Origin of the sequence: Marinobacterium lutimaris, assembly GCF_900108065.1 — a bacterium.
In the GTDB taxonomy this organism is placed as follows: domain Bacteria; phylum Pseudomonadota; class Gammaproteobacteria; order Pseudomonadales; family Balneatricaceae; genus Marinobacterium_D; species Marinobacterium_D lutimaris.
Map to the genome: position 1 here is coordinate 1,654,295 of NZ_FNVQ01000001.1, position 15,427 is coordinate 1,669,721.

Annotated in this window: 22 protein-coding genes; 21 read left to right on the top strand and 1 reads right to left on the bottom strand. The window is 58.0% G+C overall.

Annotation, left to right across the window (positions count from 1 at the left end; genetic code table 11):
- Positions 1-15: 15 nt before the first annotated feature.
- From C4S72_RS07625 to C4S72_RS07685, 14 genes are all read left to right on the top strand, one after another.
- Positions 16-921, top strand: a complete 906-nt coding sequence (locus tag C4S72_RS07625) for a DUF2303 family protein (protein ID WP_104002421.1) — start codon at positions 16-18, stop codon at positions 919-921.
- 50 nt (positions 922-971) lie between these two features.
- Complete coding sequence (locus C4S72_RS26215) at positions 972-1,454, top strand: carbon storage regulator (protein WP_104002422.1); 483 nt, start codon at positions 972-974, stop codon at positions 1,452-1,454.
- Positions 1,451-1,696 (top strand): hypothetical protein, encoded by a 246-nt coding sequence (locus tag C4S72_RS07635; protein ID WP_104002423.1) that lies wholly within the window; start codon positions 1,451-1,453, stop codon positions 1,694-1,696. The genes C4S72_RS26215 and C4S72_RS07635 overlap by 4 nt, the downstream gene beginning before the upstream one ends.
- A complete protein-coding gene (locus tag C4S72_RS07640; protein ID WP_104002424.1) occupies positions 1,693-1,986 on the top strand; it encodes a hypothetical protein in 294 nt (97 codons plus the stop codon). Before C4S72_RS07635 ends, C4S72_RS07640 begins: the two co-directional genes overlap by 4 nt.
- Complete coding sequence (locus tag C4S72_RS07645) at positions 1,983-2,279, top strand: pyocin activator PrtN family protein (protein ID WP_104002425.1); 297 nt, start codon at positions 1,983-1,985, stop codon at positions 2,277-2,279. The genes C4S72_RS07640 and C4S72_RS07645 overlap by 4 nt, the downstream gene beginning before the upstream one ends.
- Complete coding sequence (locus C4S72_RS07650) at positions 2,276-3,010, top strand: 3'-5' exonuclease (RefSeq protein WP_104002426.1); 735 nt, start codon at positions 2,276-2,278, stop codon at positions 3,008-3,010. Before C4S72_RS07645 ends, C4S72_RS07650 begins: the two co-directional genes overlap by 4 nt.
- A complete protein-coding gene (locus C4S72_RS25760) occupies positions 3,007-3,183 on the top strand; it encodes a hypothetical protein (RefSeq protein ID WP_160115470.1) in 177 nt (58 codons plus the stop codon). Before C4S72_RS07650 ends, C4S72_RS25760 begins: the two co-directional genes overlap by 4 nt.
- Positions 3,180-4,832: a DNA cytosine methyltransferase gene (locus C4S72_RS07655; RefSeq protein ID WP_104002427.1), complete on the top strand. Its 1,653-nt coding sequence runs from the start codon at positions 3,180-3,182 to the stop codon at positions 4,830-4,832. Before C4S72_RS25760 ends, C4S72_RS07655 begins: the two co-directional genes overlap by 4 nt.
- Positions 4,833-4,900: 68 nt before the next feature.
- Complete coding sequence (locus tag C4S72_RS07660) at positions 4,901-5,371, top strand: hypothetical protein (RefSeq protein ID WP_200826689.1); 471 nt, start codon at positions 4,901-4,903, stop codon at positions 5,369-5,371.
- A gap of 3 nt (positions 5,372-5,374) precedes the next feature.
- Complete coding sequence (ssb, locus tag C4S72_RS07665; RefSeq protein WP_104002428.1) at positions 5,375-5,911, top strand: single-stranded DNA-binding protein; 537 nt, start codon at positions 5,375-5,377, stop codon at positions 5,909-5,911.
- A 32-nt stretch (positions 5,912-5,943) separates the two neighbouring features.
- Positions 5,944-6,435: a hypothetical protein gene (locus C4S72_RS07670; protein ID WP_104002429.1), complete on the top strand. Its 492-nt coding sequence runs from the start codon at positions 5,944-5,946 to the stop codon at positions 6,433-6,435.
- A complete protein-coding gene (locus C4S72_RS07675) occupies positions 6,432-7,121 on the top strand; it encodes a hypothetical protein (protein ID WP_104002430.1) in 690 nt (229 codons plus the stop codon). Before C4S72_RS07670 ends, C4S72_RS07675 begins: the two co-directional genes overlap by 4 nt.
- Positions 7,122-7,132: 11 nt before the next feature.
- Positions 7,133-7,402 (top strand): hypothetical protein, encoded by a 270-nt coding sequence (locus C4S72_RS07680; RefSeq protein WP_104002431.1) that lies wholly within the window; start codon positions 7,133-7,135, stop codon positions 7,400-7,402.
- Positions 7,403-7,446: 44 nt separating this feature from the next.
- On the top strand, positions 7,447-7,848 hold the full coding sequence (locus C4S72_RS07685; RefSeq protein WP_104002432.1) for a hypothetical protein: 402 nt from the start codon (positions 7,447-7,449) through the stop codon (positions 7,846-7,848).
- Between the two features lie 37 nt (positions 7,849-7,885).
- On the opposite strand, the gene C4S72_RS07690 is transcribed toward C4S72_RS07685, so the two are convergent.
- The gene (locus tag C4S72_RS07690) at positions 7,886-9,061 is read right to left on the bottom strand and encodes a site-specific integrase (protein WP_104002433.1); all 1,176 of its coding nucleotides are present in this window, start codon (positions 9,059-9,061) and stop codon (positions 7,886-7,888) included.
- A gap of 107 nt (positions 9,062-9,168) precedes the next feature.
- Here C4S72_RS07690 and dusA point away from each other — a divergent pair, with 107 nt between their 5' ends.
- The 7 genes from dusA to C4S72_RS07725 all read left to right on the top strand — a co-directional run bounded on the left by dusA (position 9,169) and on the right by C4S72_RS07725 (position 15,403).
- Positions 9,169-10,254: a tRNA dihydrouridine(20/20a) synthase DusA gene (dusA, locus tag C4S72_RS07695; RefSeq protein ID WP_104002434.1), complete on the top strand. Its 1,086-nt coding sequence runs from the start codon at positions 9,169-9,171 to the stop codon at positions 10,252-10,254.
- On the top strand, positions 10,232-11,179 hold the full coding sequence (gene tal, locus C4S72_RS07700) for a transaldolase (RefSeq protein WP_200826690.1): 948 nt from the start codon (positions 10,232-10,234) through the stop codon (positions 11,177-11,179). Before dusA ends, tal begins: the two co-directional genes overlap by 23 nt.
- Positions 11,180-11,389: 210 nt before the next feature.
- The gene (locus C4S72_RS07705) at positions 11,390-12,178 is read left to right on the top strand and encodes a putative hydro-lyase (RefSeq protein ID WP_104002436.1); all 789 of its coding nucleotides are present in this window, start codon (positions 11,390-11,392) and stop codon (positions 12,176-12,178) included.
- Between the two features lie 24 nt (positions 12,179-12,202).
- On the top strand, positions 12,203-12,937 hold the full coding sequence (locus tag C4S72_RS07710) for a 5-oxoprolinase subunit PxpA (protein WP_104002437.1): 735 nt from the start codon (positions 12,203-12,205) through the stop codon (positions 12,935-12,937).
- Positions 12,934-13,611 carry a 5-oxoprolinase subunit PxpB gene (pxpB, locus tag C4S72_RS07715; RefSeq protein WP_104002438.1) on the top strand — a complete coding sequence of 226 codons (678 nt, stop codon included), beginning with the start codon at positions 12,934-12,936 and terminating at the stop codon, positions 13,609-13,611. Before C4S72_RS07710 ends, pxpB begins: the two co-directional genes overlap by 4 nt.
- Positions 13,608-14,549 carry a 5-oxoprolinase subunit C family protein gene (locus tag C4S72_RS07720; protein ID WP_104002439.1) on the top strand — a complete coding sequence of 314 codons (942 nt, stop codon included), beginning with the start codon at positions 13,608-13,610 and terminating at the stop codon, positions 14,547-14,549. The genes pxpB and C4S72_RS07720 overlap by 4 nt, the downstream gene beginning before the upstream one ends.
- A 17-nt stretch (positions 14,550-14,566) precedes the next feature.
- Complete coding sequence (locus C4S72_RS07725; protein WP_104003084.1) at positions 14,567-15,403, top strand: DUF4392 domain-containing protein; 837 nt, start codon at positions 14,567-14,569, stop codon at positions 15,401-15,403.
- Positions 15,404-15,427 lie beyond the last annotated feature (24 nt).

A 15,427-nucleotide genomic window follows, 5' to 3' on the forward strand; every position in this document is an offset into this window, starting at 1 on the left:
AAAGAGGAACAGTAAATGGAAACCCTGACCGACGTTCAATCCGCCATCAATGCCGGCATGACCATGGGCAAAGTGTTCGAAATCAACGAATACCCCGCCGTTATGGTCCCAGAAGGCGCCCAGCTCAAAGTCCTGCCGGAGCTGATGCCCCGCCCTGAGCGCATCAAAAAAAGCGTACAACTGCGCACCATTGAAGACTTCATCCGCTACCACAACCGCTACGCCAACAAAGACAGCACCGTATTCGCCAATATCGATACCGGCAGCTTTAAAAGTGTGATCGACTACCACGAAGCACCCTGCTTCGCTGATAACTGCGACCACACCGCAAACTACACCTGCCCGGAAACCAATGAATGGGCATCCTGGAAGCGCCATAGCGGTGACTGGATGAAGCAGAACGAGTTTGCAGAGTTCCTGCAGGACAACCACCTGCAGATCTACAAACCCAAGGAAGAAGAATTCAAGCCGGAAGAGCTTGATGTGGTGGTCGACAAACTACCCGACAGCACCACCATGATCGAAATCGCCAACACCCTGCAGGTCACCAGCGAAAGCAAAGTCACCCAGGGCCAAAACCTGCACAACGGCGCTATGCGGATCTCCTACACCGACGAAGTCGACGGCCGCGCCGGGCCCAACAATGAAATCGAAATTCCCACCTACTTCCTGCTCGGCATTCAGCTGTTCAAGGGTGGCAACCACTACATGATTCTTTGCCGCCTCAAATACCGCAAAGAAGGCCCCTCCGTGCGCCTGCGCTATGAACTGGTGCGCCCGCACAAAGCCCACGAACGTGCCGTGCTCGATGTCATCAAGCGCCTGCGCGGTGAAACCCCGGTAAAAGACGCCGACGGCAAGCCGACCGAAGAAACACTCCCCGGCATCGAACAGGGCCACATCTACGAAATCGTCAGCTGACACCAAACCCCGCGGGGCACCCGCCCCGCCCATAACCCGAGGGACTGACCATGCTCATATTCACCCGCAACGTCGATGAAGCCTTTCACATCGGCGACAACGCCAAAGTCACCGTACTGGGCATCAAAGGCAACCAGGTACGGATCGGCGTCGATGCACCGAAAGACACCCGCGTTGACCGCGCCGAAATTCGCCAGCGCCGCCTCAATGAAGAAGCAATCCTGCGCCGCGTCTCCGTCTATCAGTACGCCTTCGACTGCACCAACGGCGGCAGCAAACTGACCGAAATCGCCGCCAACTGCGAAGAAGACGCCCTCGCCTACCTGCACAGCCAGTTCCGCGGCATCGACCCGAAAAGCCTGATGCTGGATATCACCTGGTACCCGGAACTGCTGATCAAAGACGACCTTGGCCGCCTCGATCCGAAACAGGCCGCCACCCTCACCAACCTGCGCGACACCCTGCGCCACAACGCTACCCTACCCGTCACCCTGATCGACTCCACCCTTGAAATCACCGAGGAGGCCGCATGAGTAACCACATCACAGTGGGGTTTAAATTTCCCGATGATGCCGAAATCCCACGCGAACTGCTCAACCTCGGTGGCGAATTTATGGGTGCCGAAATCTACGCGGCGGCCTGCTACGACATGTTCAAAACCATGGAAATAGCCGAAGAAGCCATCGCCAATAGTTTCACTAACCTGAGCTCCGATGCCGCGAACGAAATTAATAAAGTCATCGCTCAAAACATGAAAAGCAGGAGATCAGTATGAACTGCTCAAGCTGCATAGAAGGCATCTGCACCAACGGCTGCGCGAGCAACTTCCGCATGCCCAACCTGGTTGCACCCGCTGCCGACAAAGCCATCGCCGCCGCCAAGCATGACCCCAAAACCCTCAGCGAAGCGCGCGCACTCGACATGGCCCGGATCCGCGCCCACATGGAACACATGCACCCGGGCCGCATCCCCTACGCCATCAAAACCATCACCCAAATCGCCTCCGGCCAGCGCCGCTACAACGACCAGAGCCAGGTGAAAAGCGAAGACCGGAGCGCCGCATGAGCACGCAGCCCAAGGAAAAGCCCCGCACCAAAACCCTGTTCATGCTAATGGCTGAGTTCGATGGAGCCCCGGCGGTAGAGCTCAAGCGCTGTTACCACTATCTGGGGTACGACACCGCTGCCCACGCCGAGCGCGACGCCTGCGAACGCGGCCTTGAAGTCCCCTGCTTTCGCTCTCGCAACAGTCAAAAAAGCAAACGGATGGTGCACCTGGAAGACCTCGCCAAGCATATCGACCGCTACGCCGAAGCCGCCCGGGACGAGTTCAACAAAATTCATGGGAGAGCAGCATGAACCCGAAACACTTGATACACGCCATCAAGGCGAGCCTTAGCCGCAAACCGACTGCCCAGACCATGCTCGGTTGCGAACCACGTATGGAACCGGCCAAGCCGAAATACACCGATGTGATGGTCGATCTGGAAACCCTAAGCCAGCAACCCACTGCCGCCATCCTCAGCATCGGCGCCGTCGCATTCAACCCCGAAACCGGTGAGCTCGGTGCCACGTTCTACACCGTGGTAGACCTGCAGAGCTGCATCGATGCCGGCCTGACCATCGACGGCGGCACCTTCTACTGGTGGCTAAAACAAGCCCCTGCCGCGCAGGAAGCCATCATGGAACAGACCGTGGACGTCACAACACTCAGCGACGACCTACCTCAAACTGAGTCAAACATGAGACGCCTTGACCAGGCGCTAATATCGTTCATGGATTTCATTAATCGCAAAACCGTCGGTGAGCGTCATGTGCATCTCTGGGGTAACGGTTCAGACTTCGACAACGCCATCCTCGGCAACGCCTACCGGGCCAGTACCCTGCCGATCCCCTGGGCGTTCTGGAACAACCGCTGCTACCGCACCCTGAAAAACCAGTTCCGCGACATCAAGCTAGACCGCAGCGGCACCCACCACAACGCCCTGGACGATGCCATCACCCAGGCCGAACACGCCATCCGCCTGCTGCAGCACAAACGCGAAATCGAGCGCAAAGCAGCCCTCATCGATGAGAGGAAAGCGGCATGACCTACCAACCCAGCGAGAACCAGTGCGACCGCTGCATCCGCGACCGGGATAACTGCCTCGGCAATCTCGACTTCAGCGGCATGCTCAAAACCGCCCAGATCAACAACCAGCACGGTGAAACCACCATCGTCCTGTGCGACCAGTTCGAAGCACCGCAGGAGAGCGCCGCGTGAACCTGTTCAGGGAAATAATCGTCGACAACTTTGCCGGGGGTGGTGGCACCTCCACCGGCATCTACCAGGCCACCGGGCGCCACGTGGATATCGCCATTAACCACGACCCGGACGCCATCGCCATGCACGCGATGAACCACCCGCATACCCGGCACTACTGCGAATCCGTATGGGAAGTAGACCCCCGCGAAGCCGTGCAGGGTATGCCGGTGGCCCTCTGCTGGCTATCGCCCGATTGCAAACACTTCAGCAAGGCCAAGGGCGGCAAGCCCGTCAGCAAAGAGATACGCGGCCTCGCATGGGTCGCCGTGCGCTGGGCCGCCACCGTCAAACCCCGCGTCATCATGCTCGAAAACGTCGAAGAATTTCAGACCTGGGGCCCCATCCTCAAAGACGGCAAACCCTGCCCGCGTAACAAAGGCCGGGAATTCCGCGCCTTTATCAACGCCCTCAAACGCCAGGGCTACCAGGTAGACTGGAAAGAGCTGCGCGCCTGCGACTATGGCGCACCGACCATCCGCAAACGCCTGTTCCTGATCGCCCGCCGCGATGGCCAGCCCATCACCTGGCCCGCACCCACCCACGGCGACCCCAACAGCCCCGCCGTAAAACGCGGCAAACTCCTGCCATGGCGCACCGCCGCCGAGTGCATCGACTGGAGCATCCCCGCCCCCAGCATCTTCGAACGCACCCGCCCACTGGCCGAAAACACCCTGCGCCGCATCGCCCGGGGCCTGCAACGCTTCGTGATCGACAACCCGGAGCCATTTATCGTCCCGCTGCGCGGAACAAGCCAGCACCACACCTCTACCCATGAGACACGGGCGCCGCTATCAGCGATCAGCGCGGGCGGTACGCACCATGCACTGGTCACCCCGTTCATCACTGAACACGCCAACGCCAGCAGCCAACGCAATATGGCCGCCGACGAACCACTGCGTACACAGTGCGCCAGTGTTAAGGGTGGGCACTTTGCGATGGTAGCCCCAACCCTGATTCAAACCGGGTACGGTGAACGTAAAACAAAATATCGCTGCAACCACTGCCAGACAGTTTTCGACTTAGAACCAACCTGTGGTTGCACGGTCTGCGGCGCAGAAGATGACTTAGCCAAACTGCCGGCGCAGAAACCCCGATCTCTTGATATCCATAACCCGCTCGGCACAATCGTCGCCGGCGGCAGCAAACATGCACTGATAACCTCGTTCCTCGCCAAGCACTACGGCGGCAACTACACCGGCCCCGGTACCGACCTGCGCAACCCCATGAGCACCGTCACCGTACGCGACCACCACGCACTGGTGCAGGCATTCCTGATCAAATACTACGGCAACGACAAAGACGGCCTGCAACTGCGCGAACCGTTGCACACCATTCCAACCCGTGACCGCTTCGGCCTGGTCACCATCCACGGCACCGACTACCAGATAGTCGATATCGGGATGCGCATGCTCCAACCCCGCGAACTCTTCACCGCCCAAGGCTTCCCGCTCGACTACATCATCGACCGCGACGCCGAAGGCAACACCATCACCAAAACTAAACAAGTCGCCCGCTGCGGCAACGCCGTACCGCCTCAATTCTCCGAAGCACTGGTACGCGCCAACCTGCCGGAGCTCTGCACCGAACCTATGGAGACAGCAGCATGAATTCAAAAAGAGCCCCAAAAGAAGTTAAGACGCTCTGCGAACATTGCAGCACCGAGTTCGAAATCCGCATGGAGCACAACGCCTGCCTTTCTCAATCGATTTCGAACTTCGACGACTGCCCTAAATGCGGAACCCGCAACGACACCTGGCTGGCGATCAACTGGCAGGGCGCGGCAGAGACTTTTCAGCCTCGCGTCGATCAGTGGATGGCTAAATGCTTCGGCCGTGAAATCTCAGCCGACGTTACCGAACGAAACCACCGGTTTCTTGAAGAAGCTCTGGAGCTTGTTCAAAGCAAAGGCTGCACGGCATCAGAAGCCCACCAGCTGGTTGATTACGTATTCAACCGTCCCATCGGCGAGCCTGACCAAGAAGTTGGCGGCGTGCGCGTAACACTGGCCGCGCTCTGCACCGCTGCAGGCCTTGATGAAAACGAATGCGCAGAAACAGAGCTCAACAGAATCTGGACGAAGATTCCCGAAATCAGCGCCAAACAGGCCGCCAAGCCAAAACATTCACCACTGCCGCAGGAGAGCTAACCCATGGCCAAAGGCATCAACAAAGTCATCCTGATCGGCAACCTCGGCGGCGATCCTGAAGTCCGCTACATGCCCAGCGGCAACGCCGTCACCAACATCACCCTCGCCACCAGCGACACCTGGAAAGACAAACAGACCGGCCAGCCGCAAGAACGCACCGAGTGGCACCGCATCGTCTTCTTCAACCGCCTGGCCGAAGTCGCCGGTGAATACCTGAAGAAAGGCTCAAAGGTCTACATCGAAGGCAGTCTGCGCACCCGCAAATGGCAAGCCCAAGACGGCCAGGACCGCTACACCACCGAAATCGTCGCCGCCGAAATGCAGATGCTCGACGGCCAGAACAACAACGCTGCCGACCAACGCGCCGCCCAGCAGCAACAGGCCTACCAACAGCAACCGGCACAACAACCCCAGGCCGGACGCAACCCCAACGGCAGCCAGACGTCACCCTATGCCGACCAGCCACCCGCCGTCGGTGACAGCTTCGATGACGATATCCCCTTCGATCGCTACGCCCGTGGGGCTGAATACCTGTTGTGACTGAAGAATCAATACGGTAAACGGAGAAATATATGAAAAGGCAGGTATTACAAGATGGTAACGGCTCTAGCCTAATCCAAGTACAAGGGCTGGGAACTTACATACTGGTTGCGGAATACCATCAGAAAGACGACGAGATTAAACGGTTACAGGAGGAAGTGGCGAAACGCGAAGTAGATTGCGACGCCTCCATAAAGTTAATTGAGATACGCGAGAAAGAGCGCGACCAGCTGAAGGCGCAGATCACGCACCTCGGAAAAGCACTACTGGTTGTGACGGATGAGCTTGAATCGTGGAAAGCGACAGAAGAATGCCCCGAGTCCATCCGAGCAATCAGAGAAGGGAAACTAGCGCTGTTGAAATCAGCAAAACAATGCTTAGCCATTCATGATGCAGAGGTGATTGAGCGGTTCAAAGACGAGCTGGTGAAGTCGGTCAACGTGATGTTCCAGCCACACATCGAAGGCGTATGCGCGGTGGTTCAGCAGAGAATTCACTTCAACGCTGAGGAGGTGAAGTCATGAGCGAATTTAAGCGAGAAGACCGATACCTGGTTCTTAAGAGATCTGATATTGCGAAATATCTTGGTGAAGATGACCTGCTCGAACTAGAAGCAATGGCAGAAGAAATAGCCAATCGCCGGATGGATGATGGCCGCTCTAGAGAAATGTACTGCGTGGTAGTCGAACACGACTGGCCGAACTATGTGCATGTTTGGCAGACGGTACAGCAGGTCGCTGAAGGAACTTTCAAAGATCCATCCGCCGAGATTAAGCGGTTGCGAAAAGGCTATGAGCTCGCTATCGATGAGCGCGCCGGAAAGCTCCGAGAGATTGGAAAAAATCGCGACCAGCTCAAAGATCGACTCACCGAATTATATCTGCTACTCGATGAACACTTTGTTGAGTGGGAAAAAGACAGCGGAAAGTGGGACGAATCTGACTGGCATAACCGAGTATCGATAGCTCTCGCCGAAGGCGGTGCAAACCTGACCGCGCATAACCAAAGAATCGTTGAACTTGCCATCACCCCAGAAGCAGTGAAAGAAACGATGCAAATAGTGTGGGATGAGCACACTACCGATACCCAATGTTTTCCACCAGATTTTCACCTCGGGGATGATGGCCTGCTTTACTTTAAAGCTGGCGGGTTTGCCGAAAACTTCGCCGCACAACTCCTCGGCAGAGCCCTTGCCACCATTGAAAATTAACGAGACTGACAATGAGTAACTTCCCTGCCCTGATAAACGGCGACAACCGCCCGCTGCTCTGGTCCTACGCACTCAACCAGGTTGAAGGCGAAAAGCTGCCAACCAACTCGGTCACCATCCTTATGGAGCCAAATACAGACTACGACGAGTCCGGGGAATACCCGGGCCGTCCACTTTCCAGCGTTACCCTCACCCGAGCCGAGCTGCGGGAAATGCTTAAGGCGCTGGATGAAGATATCGAACGACTAAGACGAAACTGTCCAGATATTGAGTTTGAGTAACCGCTCTATCCTGAGTTATTAGGGTTTTTTAATTGGAGACTGAAATGGAAAATGCAAAGTTTATTGAGGTAAGCGCCGCCGTACGATATTGGGACGACGCGCTCGTGAACGGTAAAGAGGATACTGACGGAAGTTTAATTCCGTTTACTAACGGGGATCTATGGGAGCCTGTGATTGATTTAGAGGCAGGTAAAATTCAAAGTTGGCCGCAAGGAACTGAGGCGGATATCCATTATAAGGTTTGTGACGCCGGTGAATACTGGCTACTCGATGCCGATAAAAAACGAATTGCAAAATGGCTCAGCGACTATGTACCAAATAAATATCTTTGCCACGGCGACAACGGATATGGCGATTATATTATTTTAAAAGTGACAGAAGACGGAAATATTGAAGATTTTGAAAAACCAGATTTCCACGCAGATGAGTGGGATTTAGACGCTTAACACCAGAATCAAGGGGCACCAGGCCCCTTTAATTTAATCACCGCACCGGCTCATGCACCGGCAGATCGAAATGCTTCACCCAGCCCCAATCAGCATACTTATCGACGTGATCAATATCCATCAGGTGCGTATAGCGTTGCAGCTGCGCCCAGGTCTGATGCCCGGAAATCATGGCCACCCGTGGGATATCGTAACCCAATTCGAAATAGTGGCTGATCCCCTCATGCCGCAGATCATGCAGCCGGATATGAGGGCCAAACGACTTGCCCGCCTTTTCCGCCTCCTCTTCCGCCCAAGCCACCGCACATTCAAACTGCCGCCGGATCGCCGCTGAGGTGTAAGGGAAGATCAACTCACTCACCTGCGGCATCCGCTCAATAATCGCCATCGCACGGGGCGGCAGGTGCACCCACACATTATTCCCCTGCTTCTTGCGCGGGTGCTTCATATCGCGCACCAACACCCGCCGCTTCGCTACATCCAGATCATCCCAGCGGATACTGGCCACCTCACTCAAGCGGCGGGTAGAAAAGATCATAAACGGTACAAGCAAAAGCATCGGCGTTTCCGCCGCCGGCGTGCGGTGCCCGCGCCGGTTAAACTCCCGCGTCCAATAACCCATGATCTGATCCAGCTGATCCAGCGTTGGCCGCACATCCCGACTGGGCGCCTTCGCTATCACCCCCATCTGCCGAGCGCGTACCCCGGCTTCATCCAGCGCATTCAGATCAGCCTTCACACCCCAGGCAATCCGTGCGTGCTCGAGCACACCCTTTAAATAGATAAAGTCGTCCTTCACCCGCGAAGGCCCGGCCTTAACAAACCGCCCATCCGGCAACTCTCTCCCCTTCAGCCGATCCGCCAGGTACTTTAACCAGTCTGACGACTTCGCCCGCATCAACGTCAACTCAGCCAGCATCGGGTGCCGCGCCATCGCATTCAACGTCTGCGCCTTAGACCGCGCCACACCCCGGGGTGAATTCTTCAACTCCTCCAGGTACCGGCGACACCCTTCCGCCACCGACATACCATCAAAGGCACTCGGCAACCCCTCTTCATCCAGCGCCGCCTCCCGCTTACGCACCCAGGCTTTAGCCGCCGCTTTGGAATCAAACGACTCAGACTCCGAATACTTCACCCCATCCCGCTGCATCCGGATCTGCGCCGTATACCGAACGCCCTTGACACCCTTCCGCTGTGTTATAGTAGCCATCGTAAGCAACCCCTTCCGTTTTGTAGCAACTCAAGACTTGCTACAAGCCAGATTTGTAGCAATTGCTTAAGCAACTCGAACGGAAAAATAGCATAAAACGGCACTAAATGAGCAATAATCCGCGCCCTGAAAACCTCAATGAAAACAGCGCAAAGCCCGCAACCACGCGGGATACGGTGGATAGGCGCCTCAGCGTAGCGCCCATGATGGATTGGACTACTTCGGATGCACGCGTCTTTCACCGCCTGATCTCGCGCAACACCCTCCTTTATACCGAGATGGTGACCACCGGCGCACTGATCCACGGCGACCGTGAGCGCTTCCTGAAGTATGACCCGAGCGAACATCCGGTCGCGTTGCAGCTTGGCGGCAGCAATCCGCAGGAACTGGCAGAGTGCGCGCGCATGGCGGAAGACTGGGGCTATGACGAGGTCAACCTTAACGTCGGCTGTCCGTCCGACCGCGTCCAGAACAATATGATCGGCGCCTGCCTGATGGCACACCCCAAGCTGGTGGCCGAGTGCCTGAGTGAGATGCAGGCGGCGACCAAGCTGCCGGTGACCGTAAAGCATCGCCTCGGCATCGACGATATGGACAGCTTCGAGCACCTGCACGCGTTCGTCGACACCGTAAAAGAGAGCGGCTGCCGCAGCTTCACCATCCATGCACGCAAAGCGATTCTGGCGGGTCTGAGCCCAAAGGAGAACCGCGAGATTCCGCCCCTGATCTACGATCACGTTTACCGTATCAAACAGCTCTATCCTGAGCTTGAGGTGGTCATCAACGGCGGTATCAAATCACTGGACGAAGCAGAACAGCACCTCAAGCACGTCGATGGTGTGATGATCGGTCGCGAGGCGTATCAGAACCCTTACGCGATTCTTAGCGAGGCGGACAACCGTATCTTTGGCGCGGACCTGCCTGTGGCAGAGCGCATTCATATCGCCGAAGCCTTTATCCCCTACCTTGAGCGCCGCCTTGCCGAAGGCGCACCGCTTTACGCCGTGGTCAAACACCTGCTCGGGCTGTTCCACGGCCAGCGTGGTGGCCGCCAGTTCCGCCGTTACCTGAGCGAGAACGGTCATAAACGCGGCGCAGCGACAAATACTTTCCGCGAAGCACTGAGCTTCGTGGCACCGAATACTCTATCCAACGAGGATGAACACCCACATGGATCAGCTAGAACAGCTTAAGCAGATCACCACCGTCGTTGCCGACACCGGTGATATCGATGCCATCCGCAGCTTCAAGCCCGTGGACGCCACCACCAACCCGTCCCTGCTGCTGAAAGCCAGCCAGGACGAGAAGTATACGCCGCTGCTCGACAAAGCCCGCGCATACGCCCGCCAGCAGGGCGGCAGCGATACCGAAGTACTGGCCAACATGAGTGACTATCTGGCGGTGCTGATCGGGCGCGAAATCCTCGATATCATCCCGGGGCGGATCTCTACCGAGGTTGATGCTCGCCTCTCCTTCGATACCCACGCCACCGTTGAAAAGGCCAAGCGCCTGATCGGCCTTTATGAACAGCAGGGTATCGACAGCTCCCGCGTACTGATCAAGATCGCCTCGACCTGGGAAGGGATCGAAGCGGCACGCCAGCTGGAAAAAGAGGGAATCCAGTGCAATCTGACGTTGCTGTTCGGCTTCAGCCAGGCCCAGGCCTGCGCCGACGCAGGCGTTTACCTGATCTCTCCGTTCGTGGGCCGTATTCTCGACTGGTACAAGGCGCGTGACCCACAGGCAGACTTCACCGGTGCCAACGATCCGGGCGTGCAGTCGGTCAGCCGCATCTACCAGTACTACAAGACCCACGACTACAACACCGTGGTTATGGGCGCGAGCTTCCGCAATATCGGTGAAATCCAGGAGCTGGCCGGCTGCGATCGCCTGACGATCTCCCCGGCACTGCTGAAAGAACTTTCTGAAGTGAATGCCCCGCTGGAGCGCCGCCTTTCACCCGAGTCTTCGGCGGATGCCGATGCCAAGTCGGTACTGGCTGAATCCGGATTCCGCTGGGCGATGAACGGCGACGCCATGGCCACCGAGAAACTGGCCGAGGGGATTCGCAACTTCGCCAAGGACCAGGTCACCCTGGAACAACTGCTCAGCCGTTAAGCTTCCCCCATCCATGACGGCGCTATGCGGCGCCGTCATTCTCCCCTTTCTGTTTTCTGCTAGGCTTCACCTCTGTCTTTAGGCCGCACCTTCTGATAACTTTTTCTTATCACTATCACTAATCTATTTGATTAGACAAAGGCATTTGTCCCTATAAACTCAGTTCTATACTTAAAGTTTGTTCTTTTTGATAAAGAGGGCTTTGCATCAATGGCGGATATTCTCTCTCCCTACCAGCTTCGTCAGCAGATTCGCAGCGGCGAATTCAGCACTAATACCTCCGGCTACTGCGCAGGTTTCGTTCAGGGCAACCTGGCAATTTTGCCAGCGGACTATGCCGATGAATTCCTTAAGTTCTGCCAGTTCAACCCCAAGCCCTGCCCGCTGATCGGCATGTCCGCATCACCGGGCGACTTTATGCTGCCGGAACTGGGCGAAGACGTGGATATCCGCACCGACGTGCCGCGCTACCGCATTTATGAGCAAGGCGTGCTGCAACGCGAAGTTACCGACATCAAAGAATACTGGCAGGACGACATGGTCGCCTTCCTGCTCGGCTGCTCCTTCTCCTTTGAGGAAGCGCTGCTGGCCGACGGCCTCGAGATTCGCAACATCAGCGAGAAGGTCAACGTGCCGATGTACCGCACCAACATCGAATGCAAGAGCGCCGGTCGCTTCAGCGGTACCACGGTGGTCAGCATGCGCCCGATGAAACCGGCCGATGCGATCCGCGCTATCCAGATCTGCTCCCGCTTCCCGTCCGTGCACGGTGCGCCGCTGCACTTCGGTGACCCGGACGCGATCGGCATCCGCGATATCAACACCCCGGACTTCGGCGACGCGGTCACCATCAAGGACGGCGAAGTCCCCGTATTCTGGGCCTGCGGCGTAACCCCTCAGGTGGCGATCGAATCCGCGCGTCCGCCGCTGTGTATCACTCACAGCCCGGGCCACATGCTGGTAACCGATCTGCCCAACAGCCGTCTGGCCATTCTTTAAGTCAATTTCCAGGAGGAGATCCCTATGCCAATGCTGCTTAACTGCGACCTCGGCGAAAGCTTCGGCGCCTGGTCCATGGGCATGGACGAACACGTCATGCCGCATATTGACCAGGCCAACGTGGCCTGCGGCTTCCACGCCGGCGACCCACTGGTGATGCAGAAAACTCTGCGGATGGCGAAAGAGAACAATGTCCAGGTTGGCGCTCATCCGGCCTACCCGGACCTGATGGGCTTCGGCCGCCGTTCCGTGCATGCCAGCGCCAACGAGATCCACGCCCTGATTCACTATCAGCTGGCTGCCCTGGACGGCATGGCCGCCTGCGCCGGCATCGAGCTGGCCTACGTCAAACCCCACGGCGCCTTGTACAACGACATGATGGCGAAGCCATCTGTACGTCAGGCGATCATGAAGGCGATCGCCGACTACTACCGCCCGGTTAAATTGATGCTGCAGGCAACGCCGGAAGCAGAAAATCACCGTCAGGAAGCCGAGCACTATGGCATCGAACTGCTGTTCGAAGCCTTTGCAGACCGCTGCTACGACGACGACGGCAAGCTGCTTTCCCGCACCAAGCCTGGCGCCGTACACAACCGTGAGAAGATGCTCGCCCAGGTGCGCCAGATCGCCGAAGACCAGACCATCACCACCGTCAGCGGCCACACGCTGAAGCTGCAGATCGATACCATCTGCGTCCATGGCGATAACATCGAAGGCGTCGAAGCGATCCGCGAGATCCGGGAGATGCTGTCGAAATGAGGATTGAGATCGCCGGCGAAAACGCCCTGATACTCTATTTCGGCGAGGAAACCGATCCGCGCGTCTCGGCACAGGTGCAGCGCGCCGTCGCTGAGACCGAAGCCCGCCTGGGCAGCGCCGTCATCGACCTGGTGCCCTCCTACGCATCACTGCTGGTGATCTACGATCCACTGCAGCTCGACCATCTTCAGGTTAAACGCCTGCTGTCCGATCTGGGCAACTCAGGTGAAGACGAGGAAGTCAGCGAAGGCAGCCTGATCAAGCTGCCTGTGTGGTACTCCAGCGAGTCCGGCCCGGACCTCGACGCCCTGGCCGAGCGTGCAGGCATGAGCGTCAGCGATGTAATCGACCTGCACGCCAGCACCGAATACCGCGTGTACGCCATCGGCTTCGCCCCCGGCTTTGCTTACCTCGGCCAGGTCGACGAGCGCATCGCCGCTCCGCGTCTGTCCACCCCCCGCCAGGTTGTACCGCGCGGATCGGTCGCCATCGCCGACCGCCAGACCGCGATCTATCCGGCAGCCTCTCCGGGCGGCTGGAACCTGATCGGCCGCTGCCCCACCCGCATGTTCAATCCGGAAGCCGATCCCTGCATGCCGGTACAGGTGGGTGACCGCGTCAGCTTCGAACCGATCGACAAGGAGCGCTACCTGGAACTCGGAGGTGAACTGTGAGCGGACTTAAAGTACTGCAACCTGGGCTAATGACCCTGATCACCGACCTGGGTCGCTTCGGCCATCACCGTATCGGCCTGACCACCGGCGGCCCGCTGGATCCTTTCGCCTTTCGCTGGGCCAACCGCCTGCTGGGCAATGATGACAACGCCACGGCGCTGGAGGTCAGCATCGGCGGCCTGGTGATTGAAGCCCAGGTCGATACCTGGGTCGCATTCACCGGCGGCGAAATGCCGCTAAAGATCGGCGGCGAAGAAGTTGAGGGCTGGACCGCTCACCCGGTCAAAGCCGGCCAGCGCATTGAAGCCGGTTTCAGCAAGTGCGGCGCCCGCGGTTATCTGGCGGTCAGCGGCGGCTTTGATATTGCGCCGATGTTCGACAGCAGCGCCACGGTCCAGCGCGAAAAGCTCGGCGGCCTCAACGGCCAGAAACTCCAGGCCGGCGATCTGCTGCCCTGCGCGCCGGCCGCAAACGCCGGCGGCTTCACCCTGCCGAAGCAATACCGCCCCGACTACGCCAGCAAAGCTCCGCTGCGCGTCATCCTGGGCTACCAGCAGGACGCCTTCAGCGAGGTGCAGAAGCAGATCTTCTTTACCAGCACCTACAAGATCAGCGACCGTGCCGACCGCATGGGCTATCGCATGGAAGGCCCGGCGATCTCTCCGTCGATCAACGGTATTCTCTCCGAAGGAATCTGCCTGGGTGCGATCCAGGTACCGGCCGACGGCCAGCCAATCGTGCTGCTGAATGACCGCCAGACCATCGGCGGCTACCCGAAGATCGGCAGCTTGTTCTCCGAGGACACCGCGCGCCTGGCACAGATGCTCCCCGGCACCGAGGTGACGTTCGAGCCCTATACCCAGGCCGAAGCGCACAACCAGCTACTGCTGCAAAAACGCTTCAACGACAATATAGAACCGATCAAGGTTACAGCCTGATACAGGACAGTATGGCCATGACAGACACACAACTGAGCAAACAGATCGAAGACCTGCTGGTACGCAAAAATCTGCGCGGCATGAAGGATGTCCAGCCCGCACTGCGTGAAGGCTACTACGAACGCGCGGCGAACTTCCTGCGTAAAGCCAAGGGCACGGTTCTGATCGGTACCGGCTTCCCGGTGGTCGATACCTTTGAAACCGACGGCCCCGTGGGCGCCATCGCGCTGTACCAGACCCTGGAACATCTCGGCGCCGACCCCGTCATCGTCTGCGGCAAGCCGATCTCGAAAATGCTGGCGCCGGACTACAAGGTCCACGAGATCCAGGTCGGCGAGCACGACGAGCGCGAACTGGAAGCTCTGGAAGCGCTCGCCCGCTTCGATCCGGACGTAGTGCTCTCCATCGAGCGCCCGGGACAGGCAAAGGACGGCGGCTATTACAACATGCGCGGCGAGAGTATCAGCCCGCGTACAGCCTGCTTCGACACCTTTGTTAAGGCCGCAAACTGCCCCACCATCGGTATCGGTGACGGCGGCAACGAGATCGGTATGGGCAACATTTACGATGCGATCAGCAAGCTGAACATCGTACCTGCCGCCACCCGCGTCGATGAACTGCTGATTGCCGACGTATCCAACTGGGGCGCTTACGGCATCATCGCCATGCTGGGCTACTGGAGCGGTGAAGACCTGCTCGCACGACTGGACCCGGAAGCGATTCTGCAGTACCTGTCCGAGCGCGGCAGCGTCGACGGCGTTACCCGCCTCAACGAGCTGACAGAAGATGGCCTGCCCTCCAGCGAAGGCAACACCGTCATTGAAGACCTGCGTAAACTGACCGGTTTCGCCTGAAACCAGCCCGAGGAGTAACACGCG

Excerpts from the sequence above, each read along its gene's own strand:
- C4S72_RS07625 (WP_104002421.1), top strand. The coding sequence starts at position 16 with ATGGAAACCCTGACCGACGTTCAATCCGCCATCAATGCCGGCATGACC.
- C4S72_RS26215 (WP_104002422.1), top strand. The coding sequence starts at position 972 with ATGCTCATATTCACCCGCAACGTCGATGAAGCCTTTCACATCGGCGAC.
- C4S72_RS07635 (WP_104002423.1), top strand. The coding sequence starts at position 1,451 with ATGAGTAACCACATCACAGTGGGGTTTAAATTTCCCGATGATGCCGAA.
- C4S72_RS07640 (WP_104002424.1), top strand. The coding sequence starts at position 1,693 with ATGAACTGCTCAAGCTGCATAGAAGGCATCTGCACCAACGGCTGCGCG.
- C4S72_RS07645 (WP_104002425.1), top strand. The coding sequence starts at position 1,983 with ATGAGCACGCAGCCCAAGGAAAAGCCCCGCACCAAAACCCTGTTCATG.
- C4S72_RS07650 (WP_104002426.1), top strand. The coding sequence starts at position 2,276 with ATGAACCCGAAACACTTGATACACGCCATCAAGGCGAGCCTTAGCCGC.
- C4S72_RS25760 (WP_160115470.1), top strand. The coding sequence starts at position 3,007 with ATGACCTACCAACCCAGCGAGAACCAGTGCGACCGCTGCATCCGCGAC.
- C4S72_RS07660 (WP_200826689.1), top strand. The coding sequence starts at position 4,901 with ATGGAGCACAACGCCTGCCTTTCTCAATCGATTTCGAACTTCGACGAC.
- ssb (WP_104002428.1), top strand. The coding sequence starts at position 5,375 with ATGGCCAAAGGCATCAACAAAGTCATCCTGATCGGCAACCTCGGCGGC.
- C4S72_RS07670 (WP_104002429.1), top strand. The coding sequence starts at position 5,944 with ATGAAAAGGCAGGTATTACAAGATGGTAACGGCTCTAGCCTAATCCAA.
- C4S72_RS07675 (WP_104002430.1), top strand. The coding sequence starts at position 6,432 with ATGAGCGAATTTAAGCGAGAAGACCGATACCTGGTTCTTAAGAGATCT.
- C4S72_RS07680 (WP_104002431.1), top strand. The coding sequence starts at position 7,133 with ATGAGTAACTTCCCTGCCCTGATAAACGGCGACAACCGCCCGCTGCTC.
- C4S72_RS07685 (WP_104002432.1), top strand. The coding sequence starts at position 7,447 with ATGGAAAATGCAAAGTTTATTGAGGTAAGCGCCGCCGTACGATATTGG.
- C4S72_RS07690 (WP_104002433.1), bottom strand. The coding sequence starts at position 9,061 with ATGGCTACTATAACACAGCGGAAGGGTGTCAAGGGCGTTCGGTATACG.
- dusA (WP_104002434.1), top strand. The coding sequence starts at position 9,169 with ATGAGCAATAATCCGCGCCCTGAAAACCTCAATGAAAACAGCGCAAAG.
- tal (WP_200826690.1), top strand. The coding sequence starts at position 10,232 with ATGGATCAGCTAGAACAGCTTAAGCAGATCACCACCGTCGTTGCCGAC.
- C4S72_RS07705 (WP_104002436.1), top strand. The coding sequence starts at position 11,390 with ATGGCGGATATTCTCTCTCCCTACCAGCTTCGTCAGCAGATTCGCAGC.
- C4S72_RS07710 (WP_104002437.1), top strand. The coding sequence starts at position 12,203 with ATGCCAATGCTGCTTAACTGCGACCTCGGCGAAAGCTTCGGCGCCTGG.
- pxpB (WP_104002438.1), top strand. The coding sequence starts at position 12,934 with ATGAGGATTGAGATCGCCGGCGAAAACGCCCTGATACTCTATTTCGGC.
- C4S72_RS07725 (WP_104003084.1), top strand. The coding sequence starts at position 14,567 with ATGACAGACACACAACTGAGCAAACAGATCGAAGACCTGCTGGTACGC.